Genomic DNA, 21,999 nt, shown 5'->3' with positions numbered 1-21,999 from the left:
GCCCGCTATAGCAAAAAGCCCGGTGACCCGGGCTTTTCCTGCAACCTGAGACGCGCCGGACGATCACTCGTCCAGTTCGGCCCAACGCTCCAGCAGCTTGTCCAGTTCGGCCTGCAGGTTTTCCAGCTGCGCCAGCACGGCTGCAGTCTGCTCGGACGAGCGCTGGTAGAAGCCCGGCTCGGCCATTTCCGCGTTCAGCGCGGCCATCTTGCCTTCGACTTCATCGATCTGCGCAGGCAACGCCTCCAGCTCACGCTGAAGCTTGTAGCTGAGCTTCTTCTTCGCCACCGGCATGTCCTGAGCGGCAACCGGTGCGGCCTGCACCACAGCGCTGGCCAGCTCGGCCTTGCCCGACTTGGTGTCGGCGACGCCCAGCAGACGCGGTGACCCGCCCTGACGCAGCCAGTCCTGATAACCACCCACGTACTCGCGAACCTTGCCTTCGCCTTCGAACACCAGCGTACTGGTGACGACGTTGTCGAGGAATGCCCGGTCGTGACTGACCATCAGCACAGTGCCTTTGAAGGTCAGCAGAACCTCTTCGAGCAGCTCCAGGGTTTCGACGTCCAGGTCGTTGGTGGGTTCGTCGAGCACCAGCAGGTTGGCTGGCTTGCTGAACAGCTTGGCCAGCAACAGACGGGCACGCTCGCCACCGGAAAGCGCCTTGACCGGCGTGCGGGCACGCTGCGGGCTGAACAGGAAGTCGCCGAGGTAGCTCAGCACATGACGGCTCTGGCCATCGATATCGATGAAATCACGTCCCTCGGCAACGTTGTCGATTACGGTCTTTTCCAGATCGAGCTGGTGACGCAACTGGTCGAAATAGGCCACATCCAGACGCGTACCGACTTCAACCTTGCCTGCGGTTGGCTGCAGGTTGTCGAGCATCAGCTTGAGCAGCGTGGTCTTGCCGGTACCGTTGGCGCCGAGCAGACCGATACGGTCCTCGCGCTGCAGGACCATGGAGAAATCCTTGATCAGGGTCGGCCCGCCCGGATGGGCGAAGCTGACGTTATCGAGCACCATGACCTGCTTGCCGGACTTCTCGGCAGTGTCGAGCTGAATGTTGGCCTTGCCGGTACGCTCACGACGCTCGCTGCGCTCTACGCGCAGCTCCTTGAGCGCACGCACGCGACCTTCGTTACGGGTGCGACGAGCCTTGATGCCCTGGCGGATCCAGACTTCTTCCTGGGCCAGACGCTTGTCGAACAGCGCGTTGGCGGTTTCTTCGGCAGCCAGCGCAGCTTCCTTGTGGACCAGAAAACTGGCGTAGTCGCCATCCCAGTCGATCAGGCCGCCGCGGTCCAGCTCAAGGATGCGGGTCGCAAGGTTTTGCAGGAATGCCCGGTCGTGCGTGATGAACAGCACTGCACCCTGGAAATCCTTGAGGGCTTCTTCAAGCCAGGCGATGGCGCCGATATCCAAGTGGTTGGTCGGCTCGTCGAGCAACAGCAGGTCCGGCTCGGACACCAACGCCTGGGCCAGCAGAACACGGCGACGCCAGCCACCGGACAGTTCGGCCAGGGTCTTGTCGGCAGGCAACTGCAAGCGGCTGAGAGTGCTCTCGACCAACTGCTGCAGGCGCCAGCCATCACGGGCTTCGAGGTCCTGCTGAACATGCATCAGCTTGTTCAGGTCTTCCTCGGTGACGCAGTTCTGCGCCAGGTGGTGGTACTCGGCCAGCAAGGCACCGACGCCATCCAGACCTTCGGCCACCACGTCGAACACAGTCCGTCCGTCGGCTACCGGCAATTCCTGGGGCAATTCGCCGATCTTGAGGCCGGGCGCGCGCCAGACAGCCCCGTCATCAGGCTTCTGAACGCCTTTTACCAGCTTCAACATGCTGGATTTGCCTGTGCCGTTACGGCCGATGATGCACACCCGCTCGCCACGGGCGATCTGCCAGGACACCTTGTCCAATAACGGCATGGCGCCGAAAGCAAGGGACACATCGCTGAATTTGAGCAGGGTCATGAGCTTCTCCAAAAACCGGGCGCGCATTCTACCTGAGATAGCAGGCAGATGTCGGCATTCATGGCACCGCTGCGCGCCTCGACAAGACTTTATGACCGCCAATTATTTCCATATGAGACAAGCTCGTCGGCAATGCTTTCACCAAGAGCTGGCAAAAGGCTAAGCTAGCAATACTTTTCACCGACTCATCTGCTCGGAAGTCTCATGCGCAGTCGTTTGTTCAGCTTTTTATCGTGCCTGCTCCTCTCCGCCACCGCCGTCCAGACTGCTCATGCGGTAGACCTCAACCAACAACGCAAGTATTACGACGAAGCAAAGCGCGCACTGGCCAAGGGCGATTCCGGCCCCTACCAGATGTACGCCACAGCCCTGGCCGACTATCCGCTGGAGCCTTACCTCGAATACGACGAACTGACGGCGCGCCTGAAAACGGCAAGCAATCCCGAAATCGAGAAGTTCCTTGCCGAGCACGGCGACCTGCCGCAAGCCAACTGGATGAAGCTGCGCTGGTTGCGCTGGCTGGCCGAGCGTGGCGACTGGCAAACCTTCGTCAAGTATTACGACCCGAAGATGAAGTTCGTCGAGCTGGACTGCCTGTACGGGCAGTACCAATTGAACAACAACAAACGCGCCGAAGGCTTCGCCAGTGCTGAAAAGCTCTGGATGACCGGCAAGACATTACCCGCCGCCTGTGACGGTTTCTTTGCCCAGTGGGCGGCCGCCGGCCAGCTGACCGAACAGAAGCGCTGGCAGCGCGCCAAGCTGGCGGCGCAGACGCGTAATTACAGTCTGGCCAGCACGCTGGTGGACAGCCTCAACTCGCTGGCACCGCAAGGACGCCTGCTACTGGCTGTCGCGCAGAAACCGGAGATGGTCAACAACCCGTCGCAATTTGCCCCGGTAGACGAAGCGATGTCCGACGTGGTCGGTCTCGGCCTGCGTCGGCTCGCCAAGCAGGACCCGCAGAAAGCCCTGTCGATGCTCGATGGCTACGCCGTGACCATGCATTTCTCCCGCGAAGAGCAGGTCGAAATTGCCAAGGAAATCGGCCTGACCCTGGCGCGTCGTTATGACGACCGCGCACTGGAGGTCATGACCAAATATGACCCCGAGTTGCGTGACGACACCGTGACCGAATGGCGCCTGCGCCTGTTGCTGCGCCTGGGTCGCTGGGAAGACGCCTATGAGCTCGCGCGCCGGCTGCCCAAGGATCTGGCGGCGACCAATCGCTGGCGTTACTGGGAAGCCCGCTCTCTGGAACTGGCGCAACCCAACAGCCCGCTGATTGCTGCGCTGTACAAGGATGTCGCCAAGGAGCGTGACTTCTACGGCTTTCTGGCTGCCGATCGCACCCAGAGCCCATACCAGCTCAACAATAAGCCGCTGGTGCTGAGCCAGGCGCTGATCAACAAGGTACGCAACACGCCGGGCGTGCGTCGCGCACTGGAGTTTCATGATCGCGGCGAGATCGTCAACGGTCGGCGCGAGTGGTATCACGTGAGCCGCCTGTTCAATCGTGACGAGATGGTTGCCCAGGCCAAGCTGGCCTACGACATGCAGTGGTATTTCCCGGCAATCCGCACCATCAGCCAGGCGCAATACTGGGACGATCTGGATATTCGCTTCCCGATGGCGCACCGCGACACGCTGGTACGCGAAGCCAAGGTGCGCGGCCTGCATTCGAGCTGGGTGTTCGCCATCACGCGTCAGGAAAGCGCCTTCATGGATGATGCCCGCTCGGGCGTCGGTGCCAGCGGGCTGATGCAATTGATGCCTGCCACCGCCAAGGAGACCGCGCGCAAGTACAGCATCCCGCTGGCCTCGCCTCAGCAGGTGCTCGACCCGGACACCAACATCCAGTTGGGCGCCGCCTACCTGAGCTCGGTGCATGCGCAGTTCAACGGCAACCGGGTGCTCGCCTCAGCCGCCTACAACGCTGGCCCGGGGCGCGTGCGCCAATGGCTTAAAGGTGCCAATCATCTGGCCTTCGATGTCTGGGTAGAGAGCATTCCGTTCGATGAAACCCGTCAGTACGTGCAAAACGTATTGTCGTACTCGGTGATCTACGGCCAGAAGCTCAACTCGCCGCAGCCTCTGGTGGACTGGCACGAACGGTTTTTCGACGACCAGTGACCGGTGTCGGCAGGAGTGCCGCGCACAGCACTCCTGCCGGACAATAGCGCTGCCCGCCCCTACTCCAGCACTTCGACGGACATGCCCACTTCAAGCTCGCCCACCCCCTCGTTGACCACGTTCTGACCGAACAGCACGTTGCCTTCAACTTCCCGATAAGTCTTGAGCGTGGCAAACGGTTCGCGATCTGCACTGCGCTCGCCGGTTGCCGGGTCGACAGTGGTCAGGATGCAGCGTGCGCAAGGCGTGAGCAACTGGAACTCGATGTCGCCGATACGGATGCGTTTCCAGCCATCCTCGGCAAAGGCCTCGGCCCCTTCGATCACCAGATTGGGTCTGAAACGCAGCATTTCCATCGGCCTGCCCATGCGCGCTGACAGGTCATCGAGCGATCCCTGGCCGATCAGCAGCAATGGAAAACCATCGGCAAAGCTCACCCGGTCGTTGACCGTCTGGTAGCCGCCAGGGATCCAGCGCGCACGCTCCGCTGGCAGGTAGACCATGCGCGTGGGCTTGCCGATAAACCGGCTGACCCATTCGCCGGCCTCATCACCCGCATCCGGAACCTGCAGCGAGTCACGCCAGACGGTCACGCCACGCAAATTAGAGTCGATATCCAGCGGAATCGCGACGTCCAGAGGCTCGAAGCCAGGTGCCGAAAGGGTTACGCCACCGCTGGTGTTCCACAATACCGACAGTCGGGACATGTGCGGCAGGGCGCGTTGAGTGAAGAATCGGCCATTACTGGCGTCGACCAGCATCCAGCGTCGATCGCCCGCCAACCCCAACGCATCGAACGAGGCGCGCTGCATCGACTCGGCCTTGCAGGATTTGAGGGGGAAACGATAGAGCGAGCTGAGACGTAACATGTGCGCCGATTCCTTTGGGGCTGGATAAGCTTTGATGCAGACAGCAAAGCTTATCCGAAGCCGGAGCCGGCAGCACTCGCGATGAAGAATCGAGCGCGGTGTCAGACAATCATCAAAAGACGTTCGCGCACGACCTCGACCAGCTTGTCGGGCTGGAACTTGGAGAGGAAGTTGTCACAGCCGACCTTCTTGACCATCGATTCGTTGAAGCTGCCGGACAACGAAGTATGCAGGACGATGTACAGACCGCGCAGGCGTGCATCGTTGCGAATCTCAGTGGTCAGACGGTAGCCGTCCATTTCCGGCATTTCCGCATCGGTGAACACCATCAGCAGCTTCTCGTGCACGTTCTCGCCTGCGTCCGCCCAGGCCTTGAGCATGTTCAGCGCCTTGAGGCCGTCGCTGGCGACGTGCAGCTTGAGGCCTAACTGAGACAGCGTATCGCGCAACTGCGCCAGCGCGACCTTGGAATCGTCGACCAGCAACACTTCCCGACCACGGGCATTTTCCAGCACCGGATCTTCGAGCTTCTCGCGGGATACCTTGGCGTTGTAAGGCACGATCTCGGCGAGCACTTTTTCAACGTCGATGATCTCTACGAGTTGATCATCGACCTTGCTGATGGCGGTCAGGTAATGCTGACGACCTGCGCTGACCGGCGGTGGCATGATTGCATCCCAGTTCATGTTGACGATACGGTCGACACCGCCAACAAGAAAAGCCTGAACCGACCGGTTGTATTCGGTGACGATGATTGTGCTGCCCGGACCCGGTACCAGTGGGCGCATGCCGATGGCCTGGGAGAGGTCGATCACCGGAAGGGTCTGGCCGCGCAGGTTGACCACACCACACACGAACGAATGGCGTTGCGGCATGAGGGTCAGCTTGGGTAGCTGCAATACTTCCTGGACCTTGAACACGTTGATCGCAAACAACTGCCGACCGGCAAGGCGAAACATGAGGATTTCCAGGCGATTCTCGCCCACCAGTTGTGTGCGCTGATCTACTGTGTCGAGAATGCCTGCCATTATTAGCTCCTGAAGCGATGGTCGCGTTGATTCTGTTGAGCTTGTATCGGCTGAAATCAGCCGGACCTTAATGGCGATGAACGGCCACTCTCAAGCATTGATGTCATTTTACCATCATGCTTTACTGATGTCGCTTTCAAGACACACAAATACAGCTTCAAACCCGCGCCGAAAATGCCTCGGCGCCTCTTTGCGCCCAGAGCAAAATCATATATCCGCAAAAAGTCAATCAGGGATAACCTGATATGATCGACATCTAATTGCCACTATTGTGACGGCATTCTCACTACATGAATGGCGTTCGATTTGTGTCCGCGTCCCAATCCCTGCAATCGAGTGGCGCTGGCGACATTCAGAAACGTCCTACATACTTTTGTTTGAAATCGACATTAACTGTCAGCCATTCGCCGCGGGCGGAAGTTCGCTATCCATGATCAGTGGAGACAAAGGATGCTGAGCCACAACGATTGGCAGCACAAGCACGACCAGTTCCTGAGCCTGTCTCAGGCACTTTTGCACAAGTCGGAAGAATGTCTTTCGCATCTGGAGCTGATCCCCAACGACGAGGACGCTACCGGCTGCCTGCTGACAACCCTGCGCAAGCTCGCGCAGGAGGCAGAGGCCGTTCCTGTGCCGTGCATTGCCGATTTTTCCCGCCAGCTGTGCCAGTTGTTGAAAACCGGCAGTCAGGCCAACGAGCTTTCCCAGGAAGCCCTGCTGGCCGTCAAGAACTGCCTGACGCTGATGTACTGGCAAGTCGAGCTTCTCGATCCGCTGACCGGCGAATTGACGATGGACGACCACGAACAGCTCGAACTGCTGGAAAAACTGGCCAGCGCCTCCGCGCAATCGGCCTTGCCGAAAGATGCAACCCGCCAATAACGCTCGATCACGCCCGGCCGTTGAGAATCGTATCGCGATGTCATTGAGGCAGCGTTGTCACGCCAGCATTTTCCGTTCATTGTCTTTACTGGTGTTGACATCGTCTTCACGTATGACCAGAGACTGCACACGCGCTTGAGCGGTCCCATTTGCACAAGAAATCACAATGACCTGCAATCTGTTATTGGTCGACGACCACTCCCTTATCAGAGCCGGCGTGCGAGCGCTGGTTGCAGACATGCCCGGATACACCATCGTGGGCGAAACGGCTGACGGCGCGCAATTGGCAAACCTTGCGCAGCAGCTCAGGCCCGACATCATCCTGCTCGACATCTGCATGAAAAGTGTCGACGGCCTGGATGCACTCGAGCACCTGCTGCAGGTGCTACCGCACTGCAAGGTATTGATCCTGTCGATGCAGAATGATCCGGACATGATCATGCGTGCACTCGACATCGGCGCGCATGGTTATCTGCTCAAGGACACTACGGCTGCGGAACTCGAACAGGCACTCGGGGCGCTGCGCAGCAACGAGCGCTACCTGAGCCCGGCCATTGCTCAGATGGTCATCGAGTGCGCATTGCGCGGTACCCCCTCAGACCGGGCTCAGGCGGCGAAGGAGCGTTATCGCCTGACCGCTCGCCAACTTGAAATCCTGCGCCTGATCGTGCGCGGCAAGTCCACACGCGAGATTGCCGATGGCTTGGGACTCAGCGTCAAGACCATCGAGACTCACCGTGCCCAGGTCATGAAGCGCCTGCAGATATTCGACGTGGCCGGGTTGGTGCTGTTCTGCGTTCGCGAACGGATTATCAGTCTGGACGATTGAGTTCAGGTGCGCCGCTCAGTACCGGCGAATCGGTTGGCAGGTGTACCTGAAGTGCCCCCGGCCGGGCCTCGAAACGCAGGTACTCGCCCGACAGCGGCTCACCGTCCAGATTGATATCCAGGCCCTGGGCGGACTTGAGTTCTACCCACGGCAAACGCGCTCGAACGAACATATTGTCGATGCCCAGCCCGCCTTCCAGAAGACTCCTCAGCGTGCCGACCACTTCCTGAGGCGCCGGCAGGATACTGATGTCGAGCAGACCGTCATCGGCCAGCGCGGTCGGGCACAGCTCGTGTCCACCGCCCGCCTGCCGACCATTGCCGATACCCAGTGCAAGCAGGTCGCCGCGCCAGTGAAAATCCGGCCCGGTGAGCTCGCCGTGGGCCGCATGCAGCTCGCTGAATCGGGTCAGGCCGGTGAACAGGTAGGCAGCGCCCCCCAGCACCTTCTTCAGGTCTTCGGACGTGCTGGCCGTGACCTGGCTGCCAAACCCACCGGTCGCCATATTGAGGAACAGCTTGCCGCCGACCTCACCCAGATCGACGGCACGCGGAGCCACGTCCATCAGTTGCAGGGCCCTGGAGACTTCCAGAGGCACGCCAGCCGCACGGGCAAAATCGTTGGCAGTCCCCAGCGGCAGAATAGTCAGGCTGGCCTTGGTTTCGGCCATTGCCAAGGCTTCGGCGATATCGCGCAAGGTGCCGTCGCCACCACCTGCGACGATATGCCGATGACCGGCGGCCAAGGCCTCGCCGACCAGGCGCTGGGCATCGCCGGCTTCCCAGGTCAGTCGCACGTCCAGTTCCCAACCCTGCTTGCGCTTGTCTGCCACCGCGTCACGCACGTCTTCGTTGAGTGCCTGTTTACCGTGAAGAATGAGCATTGCCCTGCGTTGTGTCATGACACCTCCTCTGCCGAACCCTACGAATTGAAACCTGCGAGCGACGCTCTTGGTGTAATCGGCGCCCGCATACATTTCGCACGACGCATGACTCTGACCCCGGGCAGCCGGAAAAAGCCCATCCGTTGCGGAAATTTTTTTCACCTCTGCAACAGCTCGCTTGCCCCCGCAGGTACTGGGGAGAACCTCGCAACGGGCTGTCCGGATCAACGCCTGCGTCAGGGCTGAAGCACTTTTGTCCTGTCACTATTCGTTTCATGAGCTTTACTGACAGCAGTACCCTCACTTGAGGGAAATTTCCTTCACAAATGATTGAAAAGGCTTAAATAAAATCCGGTAAGGGACGACATATATAAAGTGATATTCACAAAAGACGGTCCGGATTCCTCATCAGCACGACCTGTAACTGGCTACGCTTGGACACAGTCCCCGTAGAAACACCTCTCGGGTCTTACAAAAAATAGAAATACGTCCTGGGTCAGCAGAATTCAGGCGCACACAGGGAGTAAGGGATTTCCATGAGGTTGCAGCCCGTCGACAGCCTTTCGCTGACCCGCACCAGCCTGGTCGAATACTTTCTTTTCGGCATTCGCCTGGCTCACGGCATCGCCTGCATACTGCCGGGCCTTGTGATCATTCTGCTGATCAAGGATGGCGGAGCGGAAACACAGCAGGGTTACCTGACCATGCTGCTGTTTTTCGGCTTTGTCGGGGTGCTGGTGTTCCAGGCCATGGGCGTCTATTCCGAAGCACTGTTCAGCAACGATCTGCGCATGGGCGCGATGGCGCTGGCCTGGACGGCCGCCTTCGGACTGTTGCTGTTCATGCAGCAGGCAATGGGCCTGTTCGGCTACCTCCCACCGGAAGAACTGCTGATCTGGTACCTGACCAGCCTTGCGCTGTTCGGCATCATTCGCCTGCTGCTGCTGATGCTGTTCAAACGTCAGATGCGCAAGGGCGTGTTCCTGCAGCACGCCGTGATTCTTGGCGCGACGGAGAATGGCCAGCGCCTCGCCGAATACCTGCTTGAACATCAGGACATTCGTTCGGGGGTGACCGGCTTTATCGACGACCGTATCGGGCGCATGCCCAAGACCGTAGCCAACCTGCCACTGCTGGGCAATACCAGCGATCTGGAGCGGCTGATCCGCGAAGAGAAAGTGACCCAAGTGCTGGTCGCCCTGCCCTGGACAGCGGAAAACCGCATGGACTACATCATCCGCGAACTGCGCAGGCTACCGGTCAACGTATTGCTGGTGCCGGACATGATCGCCTTTCGGCACACCCACAACCGCATCACCGAAGTCGCCCGGCTGCCGATGTTCAATGCCTCGGATCTGCCGCTCAGTGGCTGGTCGCCGTTCATCAAACGCGCTGAAGACATCGTGCTGTCATCGCTGGCGCTTCTGGCGCTATCACCCTTGATGCTGCTGGTCGCACTGGCGATCAAGCTCGATTCGCCAGGACCGGTGTTTTTCCGTCAGAAGCGCTACGGGTACAACAATCGCCTGATCGAAGTGTTCAAGTTCCGCTCCATGCATCAGCACCAGGCCGATGCAACGGCCGAACGGCAAACCACCCGCGGTGACGCCAGAATAACGCGGGTCGGTCGCTTCATTCGCAAAACCAGCCTGGATGAACTGCCACAGCTGTTCAACGTGGTGGCGGGCAGCATGTCGATGGTCGGACCGCGTCCGCACGCCACGGCGACCAAGGCAGCCGGGATTCTGTTCGAGCAGGCGGTGAAGGAATACACCTCGCGGCACCGCGTCAAACCAGGCATTACCGGACTGGCGCAGATCAACGGCTATCGGGGCGAAACCGACACCGTTGAAAAAATCGAAAAACGCGTCGAGTTCGACCTTGAGTACATAGAAAACTGGTCCGTCTGGTTCGACCTCTACATCCTTATGCGCACTGTGCCTGCAGTGCTATTCACCCGTGAGGCTTACTGATGAGCACGCTCATTCCCTGCATCATTGCCGGCGGCTCCGGCACCCGTCTTTGGCCGGTTTCCCGTGAAGCGATGCCCAAGCCATTCATGCGCCTGCCAGACGGCCAAAGCCTGCTGCAGAAGACCTTTCTGCGTGCGGTCGGTCTGCCCGGCGTCGAGCGTCTGCTGACCGTCACCAACCGGGAAGTGTATTTCCGCACGGTGGACGACTACCGCCAGTTGAACAAAGGCAATGCACGTCTGGATTTCATCCTCGAACCCTTCGGTCGTAATACAGCAGCTGCCGTTGCCGCCGCGGCATTGCACGTCAGCCAACTGTATGGCGACGAAGCGCAACTGCTGGTGTTGCCTGCCGATCACCTGATCACCGACGTGGCGGAATTCTCCAGAGCAGTGAGCGCTGCACAGAAGCTGGCCGCAGAGGGCTGGCTGGTGACGTTCGGCATCCTGCCGACCGCGCCGGAAACCGGTTTCGGCTACATCGAGAAAGGCCCGGCACTCAATGCCGACGCCTGTCAGGTCGCCCGTTTTGTCGAAAAGCCCGACGCGATCACCGCCCAAGGCTATCTGGACAGTGGTCAGCATTTCTGGAATTCCGGCATGTTCTGCATGCGCGCCGACGCCGTGCTGCGCGAGCTGCGCACGCATGCGCCGGACGTCCTGAGCGCCGTCAGCGCGTGCCTGGAATCCAGCCCGCGCAAGGAAGGCAACCGTGAGCTGCAAGTCGAGCTGGACAGTGAGTCGTTTGCCCTGACACCGGACATTTCCATCGATTACGCGCTGATGGAACGCTCCGACAAAGTCGCCGTGGTGCCCTGCCAGCTTGGCTGGAGTGATATCGGCTCGTGGCAGGCGGTGCGTGAACTGTCTCCCGGCGATGCTCAAGGCAACTACTGCAATGGCGAAACCGTGCTGCACGACGTCAGCAACTGCTACATCGACTCTCCCAAGCGTCTGGTGGGCGCTATTGGTCTCGACAATCTGATCATCATCGACACCCCCGACGCCTTGCTGATCGCCGACGGTCGCCGCAGTCAGGACGTCAAGATCATCGCTCAGGAGCTCAAACGTCAGGGCCATGATGCCTACCGCCTGCACCGCACGGTCACACGCCCCTGGGGCACTTACACCGTCCTCGAAGAGGGCAAGCGCTTCAAGATCAAACGCATCGTGGTTCGCCCGCAGGCGTCACTGTCGTTGCAGATGCACCATCACCGCAGCGAACACTGGATCGTGGTCAGCGGCATGGCCCGCGTCACCAACGGCGAGCGCGAGTTCATGCTGGATACCAACGAATCGACCTTCATCAAGCCGGGCCACACGCATCGTCTGGTCAACCCTGGCGTCATCGATCTGGTGATGATCGAGGTGCAGAGCGGCGAGTACCTGGGCGAGGATGACATCGTACGTTTTACCGACATTTATGGACGTGTACCCGACAAGGCCGTGAAGAGCTGATCGGCGCAGCAGCAAGCGCCGCTTGATTCACGCGGCACGCAATTGACAGCACCCGGAACACGCATGACCCGCCAACATGAATTTATTACCCGCAAGGGAGCCGTATTTGTGCATGACAGGAGCTCAGGACCAATGAAAAGCATGATGCTGATCGCCAGCTTATTGCTGTTAAGTGCGTGCAATACCCCTTCCAGGGTGGGCCTGCCCGATGACCGTGCGCAAATCGAGGCCGGTCAGGCGGCGGGGCGCGCGCTGGCAGGCAAGCCGCTGCCACCGGAGCGGATCCGCCCCGGCGACACGCTGCGCATCGTGCGCAACAGTGGTGAGGCGCCGTCGATTTCGGCGTTCACCGCCAACTCCATCTATGAACTGACCCTGTTTCAGGTGCTCAACGACGGCACCTTTTCCTACCCTTACATCGGCACCGTCAAGGCCGCAGGCCTGACCCTCCAGCAACTCAACGACCTGCTGGAAAGCAAGCTGCAGAACGTCTACCGCGAGACCGCGCTGACCATCAACATTTCCCAGTCACCGGGCAATACCGTGTTTGTCGGCGGCGCGGTGCGCAACTCGGTCACTTTGCCGGTCAACGTCGCTACCAACCTTGACCAGGCGATTGTCGGCGCGGGCGGCGTGGCGCTTGACGCCGATGCCGGTCAGGTCGCCCTGCTGCGTCAGGAAGAAAACGGCCTCTACAAGACTTACTTCTTCGATTACAGCAAGTTTCTCTGGGCCGGCGGCGCCGGTGGCCCCAGCGCACCGGTCCTGTTGAAACGCGGCGATATCGTGTTCGTTCCCAAATCGTCGGTCGGCAACAAGGTTGACGGCGTGTCCCTGTATTTCAACCAGTTGATCCCCTTCGCGAAGTCGATCGGCCTGGGCATGAATTACGAGCTGCGCAACAACAATTAATTGTCAGGGAAACAGACATGATCAACATCCGCTCATTCCGCGACCTGCTGCGCCTGCTCTTCATCTTCCAGCGCGAAGTCAGGATTACCGTGCTGGCGACCTTCGTCATCATTCTTCTGGGCGCGTTTCTGCTCCCCAACCGCTATGAGTCCACCGCCCTGCTGCTGGTCAAGCCGGGCCGCGACAGCAGCACGGTGCCGATCGAGTTGTCTGATCGTCAGGCCATTGTGATTCCGAGCGGTCTGCGCGATCCGCTGCTCGACGAGGAGCGCATGCTCAGCGGGCGGCCGATCATGCGTGCAGTGTCCGAGAAATACCTCGCCGAACTGTCCATGGTGCCACCTGAAACCGGCGTTCTGGCCTCGGTGAAGAACGGCATCAAGACCGTAGTCGGAGCGCTCGTCAATGGCGTGCGCAACGTTCTGCAGTTCATCGGGCTGGTGGAAAACCGCTCTCAGGTCGAACGTCTGGCCGAGGATCTGGAGAAAAACTTCAAGGTCAGCCATGAACCGGGCTCGTCGGTGATGGAGTTGAGATTTACCTGGAACGACCCGGAAATCGCGCAGACCGTACTCAAGACCTGGATCACCGAGTACCAGACGCAGCGCACCAAAACGCTGGGCCGTGTCAGCCTGTACGCGTTTTACGAAGGGGAAGTGAAGACGACCGGTGCGAACATCATCGAGTACAAGAAGCAAATTCAGAACTACCTGAACCAGTTGAGCGCGGTCAGTATTTCCCAGCGTCTGGCCGACACTTCGCAGGGGCTCAACGATCTGCGCACCGAGCGCAACAACACCACCCGCTCGATTGCCTCGACCAAGGCAGGTCTGGACCTGCTGAAAAAACAACTGGCAGAACAACCCAAGACCGTCTCTGCAGGCCGTGAACTGGCCCTCAACCCCAATCGTCAGGACCTTCAGAACCGCATCAACGGCAAGGAAGTCGAGCGCCAGGAAATGCTTCGCTCGTTCAAGGAAGAGGCGCCACCGATTCGGGCCATCAACGAGGAAATCAATAACCTCAAAAAACTGCTCAAGGAACAGGACGCCACCGTGCAGCGTTCCGAAAGCATCACGCCCAACCCCATCTACAACCGCATGCAGAATGTGTATGCCGACCAGCAGACCAGCTACGCGCGCTTGCAAACCCAGCTTGCCCAACAGAATGCGCAGATTGCCCAGCTGGAAAGCGACCGCCAGCAGGCGCTGAATCTGGAACCGGAACTGTCGCGCCTGCAGAACGAACTCGATGCAGCAGAGAAAAGCTATGCGCTGTACAAGGACAGCCTGGAAAAATCGCGTATCGACCGTGAGCTCGACAACAGCCAGATCAGCAATATCGCGACCGTCGAGGACGCGACTTTCAACCCCAGCCGGGTATTCCCGAAAAGCCTGCTGATGCTGTTTCTGGCATTCCCGCTGAGTATTGTGGTCGGTGCCGTGGCCCTGTACTTCTTCTACCTGCTGGACCAGCGCATTCACGACGGCGACAAGATCGAGAGCAGCTTCGGTGTTCCGGTCTGGACCAGCCTCCCCGACCTGGAACGTGCTCAGGAACGCAGTGCAGCGTTCACCTCGAATCTGCATCGGGTGTACGGCATTCTGCCGCTTGATCAGGTAGAAGAGCGCGGATTGACCATCGGTTTTACCTCGGTCAAGTACGGAGCTGGCGTATCGTTCGTGATCGCGCGGTTAAGCGCGCTGCTGATCGAACAGGGCCATCGGGTGCGTACCGAGGGCCGCGGCCCGGCCAGTCCTGGCGAAATCGTGCTGATCAATGCGTCGGCGCTTTCGGCGAATCAGGACGCCTTCGTGCTCTTGCGCAAGGCTGACCTGATCGTGCTGGTGGTTCGCGCCCAGGACACCACCGTGCCGATGCTGGAAGACACGCTCAACAACCTCAACACCGCGTTCAAGAAAGTCGACGGCATCATCATCAACCGTCGGCGCTTCGAAGTGCCTGAAAAGGTCCTGAATTTCCTCAAGCGGATCGGGAGCCGAGGCTGATGCGAATAGCGTTGCTTGCGCCGCTGCCGCCCGAACAGAACGGCATCGCCGATTACGCCGGACATCTGCGGCATGCGCTTGAAGGCCTGGGTCTGCAGGTCAGTACACCGCTGCAGGGTGTTGGCAACGATCCCCGCGCTGCACAACAGCGGGTGGCCGAAACCGACTGGAGCGGCATCGATCTGGTCCACGCCGAACTGGGCGGCGGTCGGCTGGCGGAGTTTCAAGCCCTGCGCGCATTGCGTCGGCGTTTCCCGAGGCTGCCGTTGACCGCGACCGTGCACGATCCCGAGCGCCTGGTCTGGCGGCGCGAGAAACTGCCGTGGCCATTATCGATGGTCAGCGGCATGCGCTCGCCGCTGCCGGAAATCGCCACAGTACTGGCCGATCCGCTGTGCCTGCATGAAGAACGGCAGCTGGCGCGGCACATGACCCGGCTGGTGACCCTGACCCAGGCAGGCAGTCAGAGCCTGCGCCAGCGCATGGGGCTGACGGCAGCGCAGATGGCCGTCATCAATCACGGCAACCTCGACATCGCCCCCATGCCGTTACCGCCGTTGAATCCCTTGCGTCTGTTGTATTTCGGTTTCATTTATCGCGGCAAGGGTATCGAGGACCTGCTCGATGCGCTGTCCAGCGTATTCACCGCCCAGCCTGCGCTGCGCTCGACCGTGCGCCTGACCCTGGCCGGCGGCAGCGAGCCGGAAATGGCCTTTGGCCCGTCCGGCAGTTATCTGGAACAACTACGCCTGCGCATCCGCCAACTGGGCCTTGTCGATCTGATCGACTGGCAACTGGACCTGCCTGCCGAACAGATTGCGCAGGTGATCCAGGCCCACCACGTGATGGTTTTGCCCTATCGCGAGTCGAGCAAACTGAAGATTCTCGGCAAACTGCGCGGCACCAGCGGCGCGCTGTCCTGGGCGGTAGCCTGCGGACGTGGCGTGATCACTTCGGATGCGCGCTCGTTTGCCGAAGAAGTCTCGCATGGCAACGGCATGATCTACCCGCAAGGCGATGTCGACGGGCTGGCGCAAGCCCTCGCCCGCGCCTGCGCAACACCGGAGCTGGTCAGGCAGTGGGCCGACAACGCCGCGCAGATGGGCAAGGCCCGGGTCTGGAGCCATACCGCAGAACATTTTCAGGATGTATTTCGCCAGGCTTGCCAGGAGAAGTGACATGCAGCGTCCATCCAGATTCGGGCAACTCGTCACCAGCATACTGCTCGGCGCAGCAATGAGCTGCGCCGCCCAGGCGGCAACGGTCCTCAAGGCGCCTCGCGAGGTGGTCTGGGCGGACTTTCTGGGCGTCAACGTACAGTTTCAGTACTTCGCCCCGGACATCTACCAACAGCAGATGAGCCGTCTGGACGAACTGGGCCTGAACTGGGTTAGGCTGACCATTCACTGGCCGGTGATCGAGCCGCAAAAGGACCGCTACGCCCTGACCGAGCTGGACGCCGCCATGACCGCGATCAAGGCGCACAATTACAACACCCTGGCGTACCTGGTCGGGTCAGCGCCTTTCGCCAGCAGCGCGCCGGCCGATGCAAAGAGCCGCGATCAATACCCCCCGACGGATTTCAACGTGTTCGCCGCACGCATGACCGCCCTGGCCCAGCGCTATCCGCAGGTCAACAACTGGCAGGTCTGGAACGAGCCGAACATCGTCTGGCTGCCCAAAGAGGATCCGGCTGCCTATGGCCGCTTGCTGACCACCACCGCCAATGCGATCCGCGCCGTCCTGCCGAACAAGACGATTGTCACGTCAGGCATGGCTTACTACAGTCAGATGCATAGCACCTCTGGCTACATGCTGCAGACGCTGCTCGATAATGGCCTGGGCCAGCAGAATATCGTCGCGGCCTATCACCCCTACTCCGAGTACCCGGAAGGCGATTCCATACCGGATCGCGATTTTCTGGTGCGTGCCAATGCCATGAACCAGTTGTTGCACAGCAATGGCGTCAAGCAGGTGTGGGCCACTGAATGGGGCTGGTCGAGCTATGCAGGCCCGGTGGAGATGCAGCACCTGATTGGCACCTCCGGCCAGGCTGACTACACCCTGCGGCGTCTGGCGCTGATGAGCGCCATGGATTTCCAGCGCATCTTCCTGTTCAACCTCAGCGATCTGGACGAGCGCGCCTCGGCCCGCGATCAGGGTTACGGGCTGCTTGACCTGCAAGCCAGTCCCAAACCGGCCTACACCGCGCTGCAGAACTTTCTGAAAATCACCGGGCCACGTCTGCTGCCCGCCGAACCACCCGCCGTAAGCAGCGTACCGGACGACCTGTATGCCATACCATGGACGCGCGCGGATGGCTCGCACTTGCTGATGTTCTGGAGTGCGGCGGGCACATCGCTGACTTTCCCGGCTATCACCGATGCGGTGGTCCACGACCCATTGACCGGTAGCCGCACCCCGTTGTCCGGCAGCCAGGGGATCACCCTGCTGCTGAAGCCGACTCTGCAAATTCTGGAATGGAAGCCCTGAGCCATGCGAATCCTGTGGACGCTCCCCTATCTGCCCTGGCCCACCACCAGTGGCGGCAAAACCCGGGAATACCATTTGCTGCGCAACCTGGCAGCACGTGGTCATCGCATCACGCTGCTGGTGCAGTCCAAGAACCCGCTGGACGACGATGCCCGCGCGGCACTGGAGCCCTGGCTGGAACGCCTGATCGTGATCGATCGACGCCCGTTGCTCAGCTTGCGTACCCTGCTGGCCGTGGCGTTTGCCCCGCCACCGATGCTGGCCAGCGTGAACGGTTACGCACCGCAACTGGAAAAGGCCTTCGAACAGTTGCTGGAGGAAGACTGGGACATTATTCAGCTGCAGCACACTTATGCCTTTCAGCCCTTCGAGCATGCGCTCAAGCGCTCCGGCAAACCTTTCGTGCTGACCGAGCACAATGTCGAATCGGACCTGGGTGCCGCCAGCTATGACCGTCTGCCACGCTGGGCCAATGCCTTCGCGGTCTATGACCGCTGGCGCTACCGGCGCTGGGAAACCCGCGTGTTTCGCCAGACCGGTGAGCTGATCGCGGTCACCGAGGACGATGCCAAGGCGCTTTCGCGTCTCAGCGGCAGGGCGACGTCCTATGTGGTCAACAGTGTCGACTGCGATTACTACGCCAGCGTCCACGCGGACCGTCACAGCCATCGCCTGCTGTTCATCGGCAACTATGAATACGGCCCCAATGTCGACGCCATCGAATGGGCGCTGGACGAGATCATGCCAAAGGTCTGGGCCCTGGCACCCCATGTGCGTTTTGCCATCGGCGGCTTCGGCATGCCGCCCGCCTGGCGCGAGCGCTGGTCTGACCCGCGCATTGAATGGCTGGGTTATGTAGCTGACCTGCGTGCCTTGCAGGCCACTGCCTCGATGTTCTTCGCACCCCTGCGCCAGGGCGGCGGCTCCAAGCTCAAGACCCTGGAAGCCATGGCCGCCGGCCTGCCAGTGGTGACCACCGCACAGGGTGTTTCCGGACTGGCGGTGCGGCATGGCGAACATTACCTGGGCAGCGAGGATGCGTCAGGGCTGGCGACACTGATCGCCGAATACACCGACAAACCACTGCAGCTTGAGCAGATTGGCGAAGCCGGCCGCATTTATGTTCGCGCCCGGCATGACTGGTCCGTTTCCGCCGCTCAGCTGGAAGTGATTTACACCCGCTTTTCGTTCTCCAAGCAAGGATTGCGCTCATGCGTATAGGACTCGACTACCGCGCCGCAGCCGGTTACCCCACCAGCGGCATCGGACGCCAGAACCTGGCACTGGAACGGGCATTCCGTGAACACCCGGACGTGCAATTGCAACTGTTCGGCGTGGCCCCCTACGATCATCCGGTACGCCGCCTGATGCATGCCCCGCGCTGGGCTGCCCCATTGAATTCAGTTCATCGGCTGCCGGATCGCCTGCGCTTCGAAGGCCAGTTCCTGCCTGCAGCCCTGCGCGATGCCGGCATTCAGATCTACATGGCCAATATCAACATGGGCCTGCCGCTGGGGCGCAAGCCGGGCGATATGCGTTACGTACTGCAACTGCACGATCTGTTTCAGCTCACGCAGCACAACAGTCACGGTTCGCGACTGAAAGCCAGGATCTACCGGATGACCGACTACCTGTCGATTGCCTGGTCGCTGAAGGTTGCCGACCAGATCTGGGTGCCTTCGCAATTCACTGCAAACGAGGCTGCACGGATGTTCCCCAGGATCAAAGCCAAGCTGCGCGTCATACCGCTGTTGGTGGAAGCCTTCAAGGGTGAGCCGGCCGACATCGCGCAACTGCGCCTGCCGCTGCGTTACTGGCTGTGCGTGGGCACGCGCGAACCGCGCAAGAACATCAAATGGTTCGTGGATGCCTGGCAGACCGCGCGCATGCAATTCGTCGATACCCCGGAACTGGTGCTGGTCGGTGGCGATGATCCGCTGACCGAAGCGCAGCGCCAGTTACCGGGTCTGCATGTGCTCAGCGGCCTGAGCGACGCCGAACTGCACGCCGTCTACAAAAATGCCGAACGGCTCTGGCAACCCTCCAAAAGTGAAGGTTTCGGGCTGCCGGTGATTGAAGCACTGAACAGCGGCACACCGGTTGCAGTGGCCTCGGGCTCCTCGCTGGACGAAGTCGCCCCGCCCGACAGCCCACGCTTTTCGCCGGTCGACAGCGGTAACCTGATCAGGTTGATGGGGACCCTGTCGCAGGCGCCTGAAGAGGATCCGGCGATTGCCACAGACTGGACGCAGCGCTACCAGTTGAAAGCCTTTTGCGAACGCGTGCACGTGGCGCTGGAGGAATTGCGCTGATGCCATTGGCCTTGCCCTTGGGGCTGCTGTTCAGCCTGCTGTTCGGCGTAATGATCTGGATGCTGCCGGCGCCCTTCGTGGTAGCGGCGGCAATCGGTATCGTGGCGGTTGCCACGATCATCCGCCGGCCGGTACGCGGGCTGCTGCTGTTCTGCCTGATCGGAACCTTCCTGCCCTACTCGACGATTCAGATCGGCATTCGCACCACGGTCTCCGAAGCGCTGATCATGCTGACCTGGGCCAGCTATCTGCTCCATGCAGTCTTTCAGGAACGCCACCGTGTGCCCCATATGCTGCGCCCCGAACGGCTGCTGGTGGCGTTGATGCTGTTCAGTGCGTTTCCGTTTTTGGTCGGCCAGTTGACCGTCATCGCCGAGGGCAACGGCCCGATCAACTGGATCCGCTGGCTGTTCAACCTGTCGATCCTGTTTCTGGTGCCCCGTCTGCTGACCGACCTCAAAACGCTGGAAAACGCAGTCATCGCGCTGCTCGGCGGGACGCTGTTGTTGCTGGTGCTGTCGATCGGTGTCTACGTCACCAAAGGCTCGGCCACTGCAATCATTCCGATCCTCGGCAGCCTGGGCTACAGCGGTGCCGACGTGTTGAGCGAGAGCCTGCTTTCGTTCGCCAGCCGCATGGGTTCGCCGTGGATGCACCCCAACGTGGCGGGGGGTGCGCTGGCGATGCTACTGCCACTCGCCTTCTGCTTCGGCATGACGCGCAGCGGCACGGCCCGCAGGCTGGGCCTTGCGGTGGCGGCCCTTGGCGTGGTCGGCCTGTTGCTGACCGGCTCACGCGGCGCGCTGTTGAGCCTGATCGCAGTGATGCTGCTGATGGCCCGGCGACGCATTCCGCATCTGGGACGGCTGTTGATGGGTGGCATGGTGGCCGGCATTCTTCTGCTGATGTTCTACCCGCCCCTGCAAGACCGGCTGATGGGGCTGTTCAGCAATGACGATGCCAGTACCGCGATTCGCTTCCTGGAATACAGCCATTTCCCCGACGCAGTGGCCACCTTCCCGTTCGGCATCGGTTTCAAGACCGACCCACCGGTGCTGGGCTACACAGAATTCGGCATTTCCAACCTGTGGCTGAACTTCATCTACAAGATCGGCATACCCGGCATGCTGCTGTTCATCGCTATCACCCTCAGTTGGTGGAAGGAAGTGCGTCCCGGAAGCGGCCGGGTCGTGCTGACTCGCGAAAACGCCATTGCGCTGGGCTGCACCACCGGTGTACTGGCTGCGTTGTTCAGCGGTCTGTTCGACCATTACTTCAGCTTCACCAGTGTGCTGGTTGCGTTGTTCTGGCTCTTGCTCGGCATCAGCCTGCACGAAACCAGACGCCTGCGCGCCAGGCCCGACATGACATCCAGACACCTTGACGCCTCACCCGAGCCGGGAGCCTCCTCATGAAACACCGCATGCTGCATTCTCATAATCTCAGAGAGGCACTGCCCGATTACGCGCGCAAGATGGCGGTGCCGCTCGAAGAGCTGGAAGCCGCCTATCAGTGGATGCTGGACAACGAAGTGTGCTTTGAAACGCGGATCAAGGAACGCACCCTGTCGTTCATCTGCTACCTGAATATCGAGACGAGAATCGAACACCCGCTGGCGCGACGCTTCTACAAGCTGCTGGCCAGCGAAACCAAAGGCGCGCTTATTCCGCTGTACGGGATCAACTGGCCGACCCTGCGCGACCGCATGTTGCGGACCTGGGAGCAGGCTTACAACATCCTCATCTGCAAGATCCCCAGCCACACCCTGCGCCTGCTGTGGTTGCGCATCGGCGGCGCGAAGATCGGCAAGGGCTCGACCGTCTGGCGCAATACCGAGGTGCTCGGCGTCGACAGCCTGCGCATAGGCAATGACAGCACGGTGGGCTGGCACTGCCAACTCGACGCACGCGGTGGGCTGGTGATCGGCGATCACGTCACCATCGCTTCACATGTGCTGATCATCGCCGGTGGACACGATCTCAACGAACCCGAATTCTGGGCGGTAGGCGGACCGGTGTTCATCGGCGACTACGCGTGGATCTGCAGCCGCGCGCTGCTCTCGTTCGGCGCCGACATCGGCGAAGGTGCCGTGGTGGGCGGTAACAGCGTGGTCTCCAAACCGGTTCCGCCCTACGCCATCGTCAGTGGCCCGAACGCAGAGATCAAGGGCGAGCGCGCTCGCGGCCTCAAGTACAAGGTGGGCGGCAAAGGCCTGTTCACCTTGTTTCACTGATCAGAAGCACAG

At 60.5% G+C, this 21,999-nt stretch carries 17 protein-coding genes and 1 pseudogene; 14 read left to right on the top strand and 4 right to left on the bottom strand.

Annotated elements, in window-relative coordinates:
- Positions 1-63: 63 nt before the first annotated feature.
- Positions 64-1,974, bottom strand: a complete 1,911-nt coding sequence (locus LCH65_RS06570; protein ID WP_003436344.1) for an ATP-binding cassette domain-containing protein — start codon at positions 1,972-1,974, stop codon at positions 64-66.
- A gap of 204 nt (positions 1,975-2,178) precedes the next feature.
- On the opposite strand from LCH65_RS06570, the gene LCH65_RS06565 reads away from it, so the two are divergent.
- Positions 2,179-4,107, top strand: a complete 1,929-nt coding sequence (locus LCH65_RS06565; RefSeq protein ID WP_003370486.1) for a transglycosylase SLT domain-containing protein — start codon at positions 2,179-2,181, stop codon at positions 4,105-4,107.
- A gap of 59 nt (positions 4,108-4,166) precedes the next feature.
- Here LCH65_RS06565 and LCH65_RS06560 read toward each other — a convergent pair whose 3' ends face one another.
- Together LCH65_RS06560 and LCH65_RS06555 are read right to left on the bottom strand one after the other, a co-directional pair.
- Positions 4,167-4,976 carry an MOSC domain-containing protein gene (locus LCH65_RS06560; RefSeq protein WP_060707996.1) on the bottom strand — a complete coding sequence of 270 codons (810 nt, stop codon included), beginning with the start codon at positions 4,974-4,976 and terminating at the stop codon, positions 4,167-4,169.
- Positions 4,977-5,077: 101 nt separating this feature from the next.
- The gene (locus tag LCH65_RS06555; RefSeq protein ID WP_003315817.1) at positions 5,078-6,004 is read right to left on the bottom strand and encodes a chemotaxis protein CheV; all 927 of its coding nucleotides are present in this window, start codon (positions 6,002-6,004) and stop codon (positions 5,078-5,080) included.
- A 450-nt stretch (positions 6,005-6,454) separates the two neighbouring features.
- Here LCH65_RS06555 and LCH65_RS06550 point away from each other — a divergent pair, with 450 nt between their 5' ends.
- Together LCH65_RS06550 and LCH65_RS06545 are read left to right on the top strand one after the other, a co-directional pair.
- Positions 6,455-6,886, top strand: coding sequence for a hypothetical protein (locus LCH65_RS06550; RefSeq protein WP_003436340.1), 432 nt, complete (start codon positions 6,455-6,457; stop codon positions 6,884-6,886).
- Positions 6,887-7,052: 166 nt separating this feature from the next.
- The gene (locus tag LCH65_RS06545; RefSeq protein WP_003436338.1) at positions 7,053-7,715 is read left to right on the top strand and encodes a response regulator transcription factor; all 663 of its coding nucleotides are present in this window, start codon (positions 7,053-7,055) and stop codon (positions 7,713-7,715) included.
- Here the strand turns inward: LCH65_RS06545 and yegS are convergent.
- Positions 7,699-8,616, bottom strand: coding sequence for a lipid kinase YegS (yegS, locus tag LCH65_RS06540; RefSeq protein ID WP_003436337.1), 918 nt, complete (start codon positions 8,614-8,616; stop codon positions 7,699-7,701). The genes LCH65_RS06545 and yegS overlap by 17 nt on opposite strands.
- On the opposite strand from yegS, the pseudogene LCH65_RS26315 reads away from it, so the two are divergent.
- The 11 genes and pseudogenes from LCH65_RS26315 to LCH65_RS06490 all read left to right on the top strand — a co-directional run bounded on the left by LCH65_RS26315 (position 8,615) and on the right by LCH65_RS06490 (position 21,987).
- Positions 8,615-8,844: pseudogene (locus LCH65_RS26315) on the top strand (hypothetical protein). The gene yegS and the pseudogene LCH65_RS26315 overlap by 2 nt on opposite strands.
- 290 nt (positions 8,845-9,134) lie before the next feature.
- Positions 9,135-10,571 (top strand): undecaprenyl-phosphate glucose phosphotransferase, encoded by a 1,437-nt coding sequence (locus tag LCH65_RS06535; RefSeq protein WP_003370475.1) that lies wholly within the window; start codon positions 9,135-9,137, stop codon positions 10,569-10,571.
- Positions 10,571-12,028, top strand: coding sequence for a mannose-1-phosphate guanylyltransferase/mannose-6-phosphate isomerase (locus LCH65_RS06530; protein ID WP_074808798.1), 1,458 nt, complete (start codon positions 10,571-10,573; stop codon positions 12,026-12,028). The genes LCH65_RS06535 and LCH65_RS06530 overlap by 1 nt, the downstream gene beginning before the upstream one ends.
- A gap of 132 nt (positions 12,029-12,160) precedes the next feature.
- On the top strand, positions 12,161-12,940 hold the full coding sequence (locus tag LCH65_RS06525; protein ID WP_003370469.1) for a polysaccharide biosynthesis/export family protein: 780 nt from the start codon (positions 12,161-12,163) through the stop codon (positions 12,938-12,940).
- Positions 12,941-12,957: 17 nt separating this feature from the next.
- The gene (locus LCH65_RS06520) at positions 12,958-14,949 is read left to right on the top strand and encodes an exopolysaccharide transport family protein (protein ID WP_003436332.1); all 1,992 of its coding nucleotides are present in this window, start codon (positions 12,958-12,960) and stop codon (positions 14,947-14,949) included.
- Entirely contained in the window at positions 14,949-16,127 is a 1,179-nt protein-coding gene (locus LCH65_RS06515) for a glycosyltransferase (RefSeq protein ID WP_003370466.1), read from the top strand. The genes LCH65_RS06520 and LCH65_RS06515 overlap by 1 nt, the downstream gene beginning before the upstream one ends.
- A gap of 1 nt (position 16,128) precedes the next feature.
- Positions 16,129-17,442, top strand: a complete 1,314-nt coding sequence (locus tag LCH65_RS06510; protein WP_003370465.1) for a cellulase family glycosylhydrolase — start codon at positions 16,129-16,131, stop codon at positions 17,440-17,442.
- Positions 17,443-17,445: 3 nt separating this feature from the next.
- Positions 17,446-18,663, top strand: coding sequence for a glycosyltransferase family 4 protein (locus LCH65_RS06505; protein WP_003436329.1), 1,218 nt, complete (start codon positions 17,446-17,448; stop codon positions 18,661-18,663).
- Positions 18,654-19,754 (top strand): glycosyltransferase family 1 protein, encoded by a 1,101-nt coding sequence (locus LCH65_RS06500; RefSeq protein ID WP_128775303.1) that lies wholly within the window; start codon positions 18,654-18,656, stop codon positions 19,752-19,754. The genes LCH65_RS06505 and LCH65_RS06500 overlap by 10 nt, the downstream gene beginning before the upstream one ends.
- On the top strand, positions 19,754-21,169 hold the full coding sequence (locus tag LCH65_RS06495) for an O-antigen ligase family protein (protein ID WP_044308545.1): 1,416 nt from the start codon (positions 19,754-19,756) through the stop codon (positions 21,167-21,169). Before LCH65_RS06500 ends, LCH65_RS06495 begins: the two co-directional genes overlap by 1 nt.
- Positions 21,166-21,987 (top strand): acyltransferase, encoded by an 822-nt coding sequence (locus LCH65_RS06490; protein WP_058416947.1) that lies wholly within the window; start codon positions 21,166-21,168, stop codon positions 21,985-21,987. Before LCH65_RS06495 ends, LCH65_RS06490 begins: the two co-directional genes overlap by 4 nt.
- The last annotated feature ends 12 nt before the right edge of the window (positions 21,988-21,999 follow it).

Origin of the sequence: Pseudomonas sp. MWU16-30316 (assembly GCF_020515645.1) — a bacterium.
In the GTDB taxonomy this organism is placed as follows: domain Bacteria; phylum Pseudomonadota; class Gammaproteobacteria; order Pseudomonadales; family Pseudomonadaceae; genus Aquipseudomonas; species Aquipseudomonas cerasi.
This window is presented reverse-complemented; position numbering and strand designations above follow the sequence as displayed.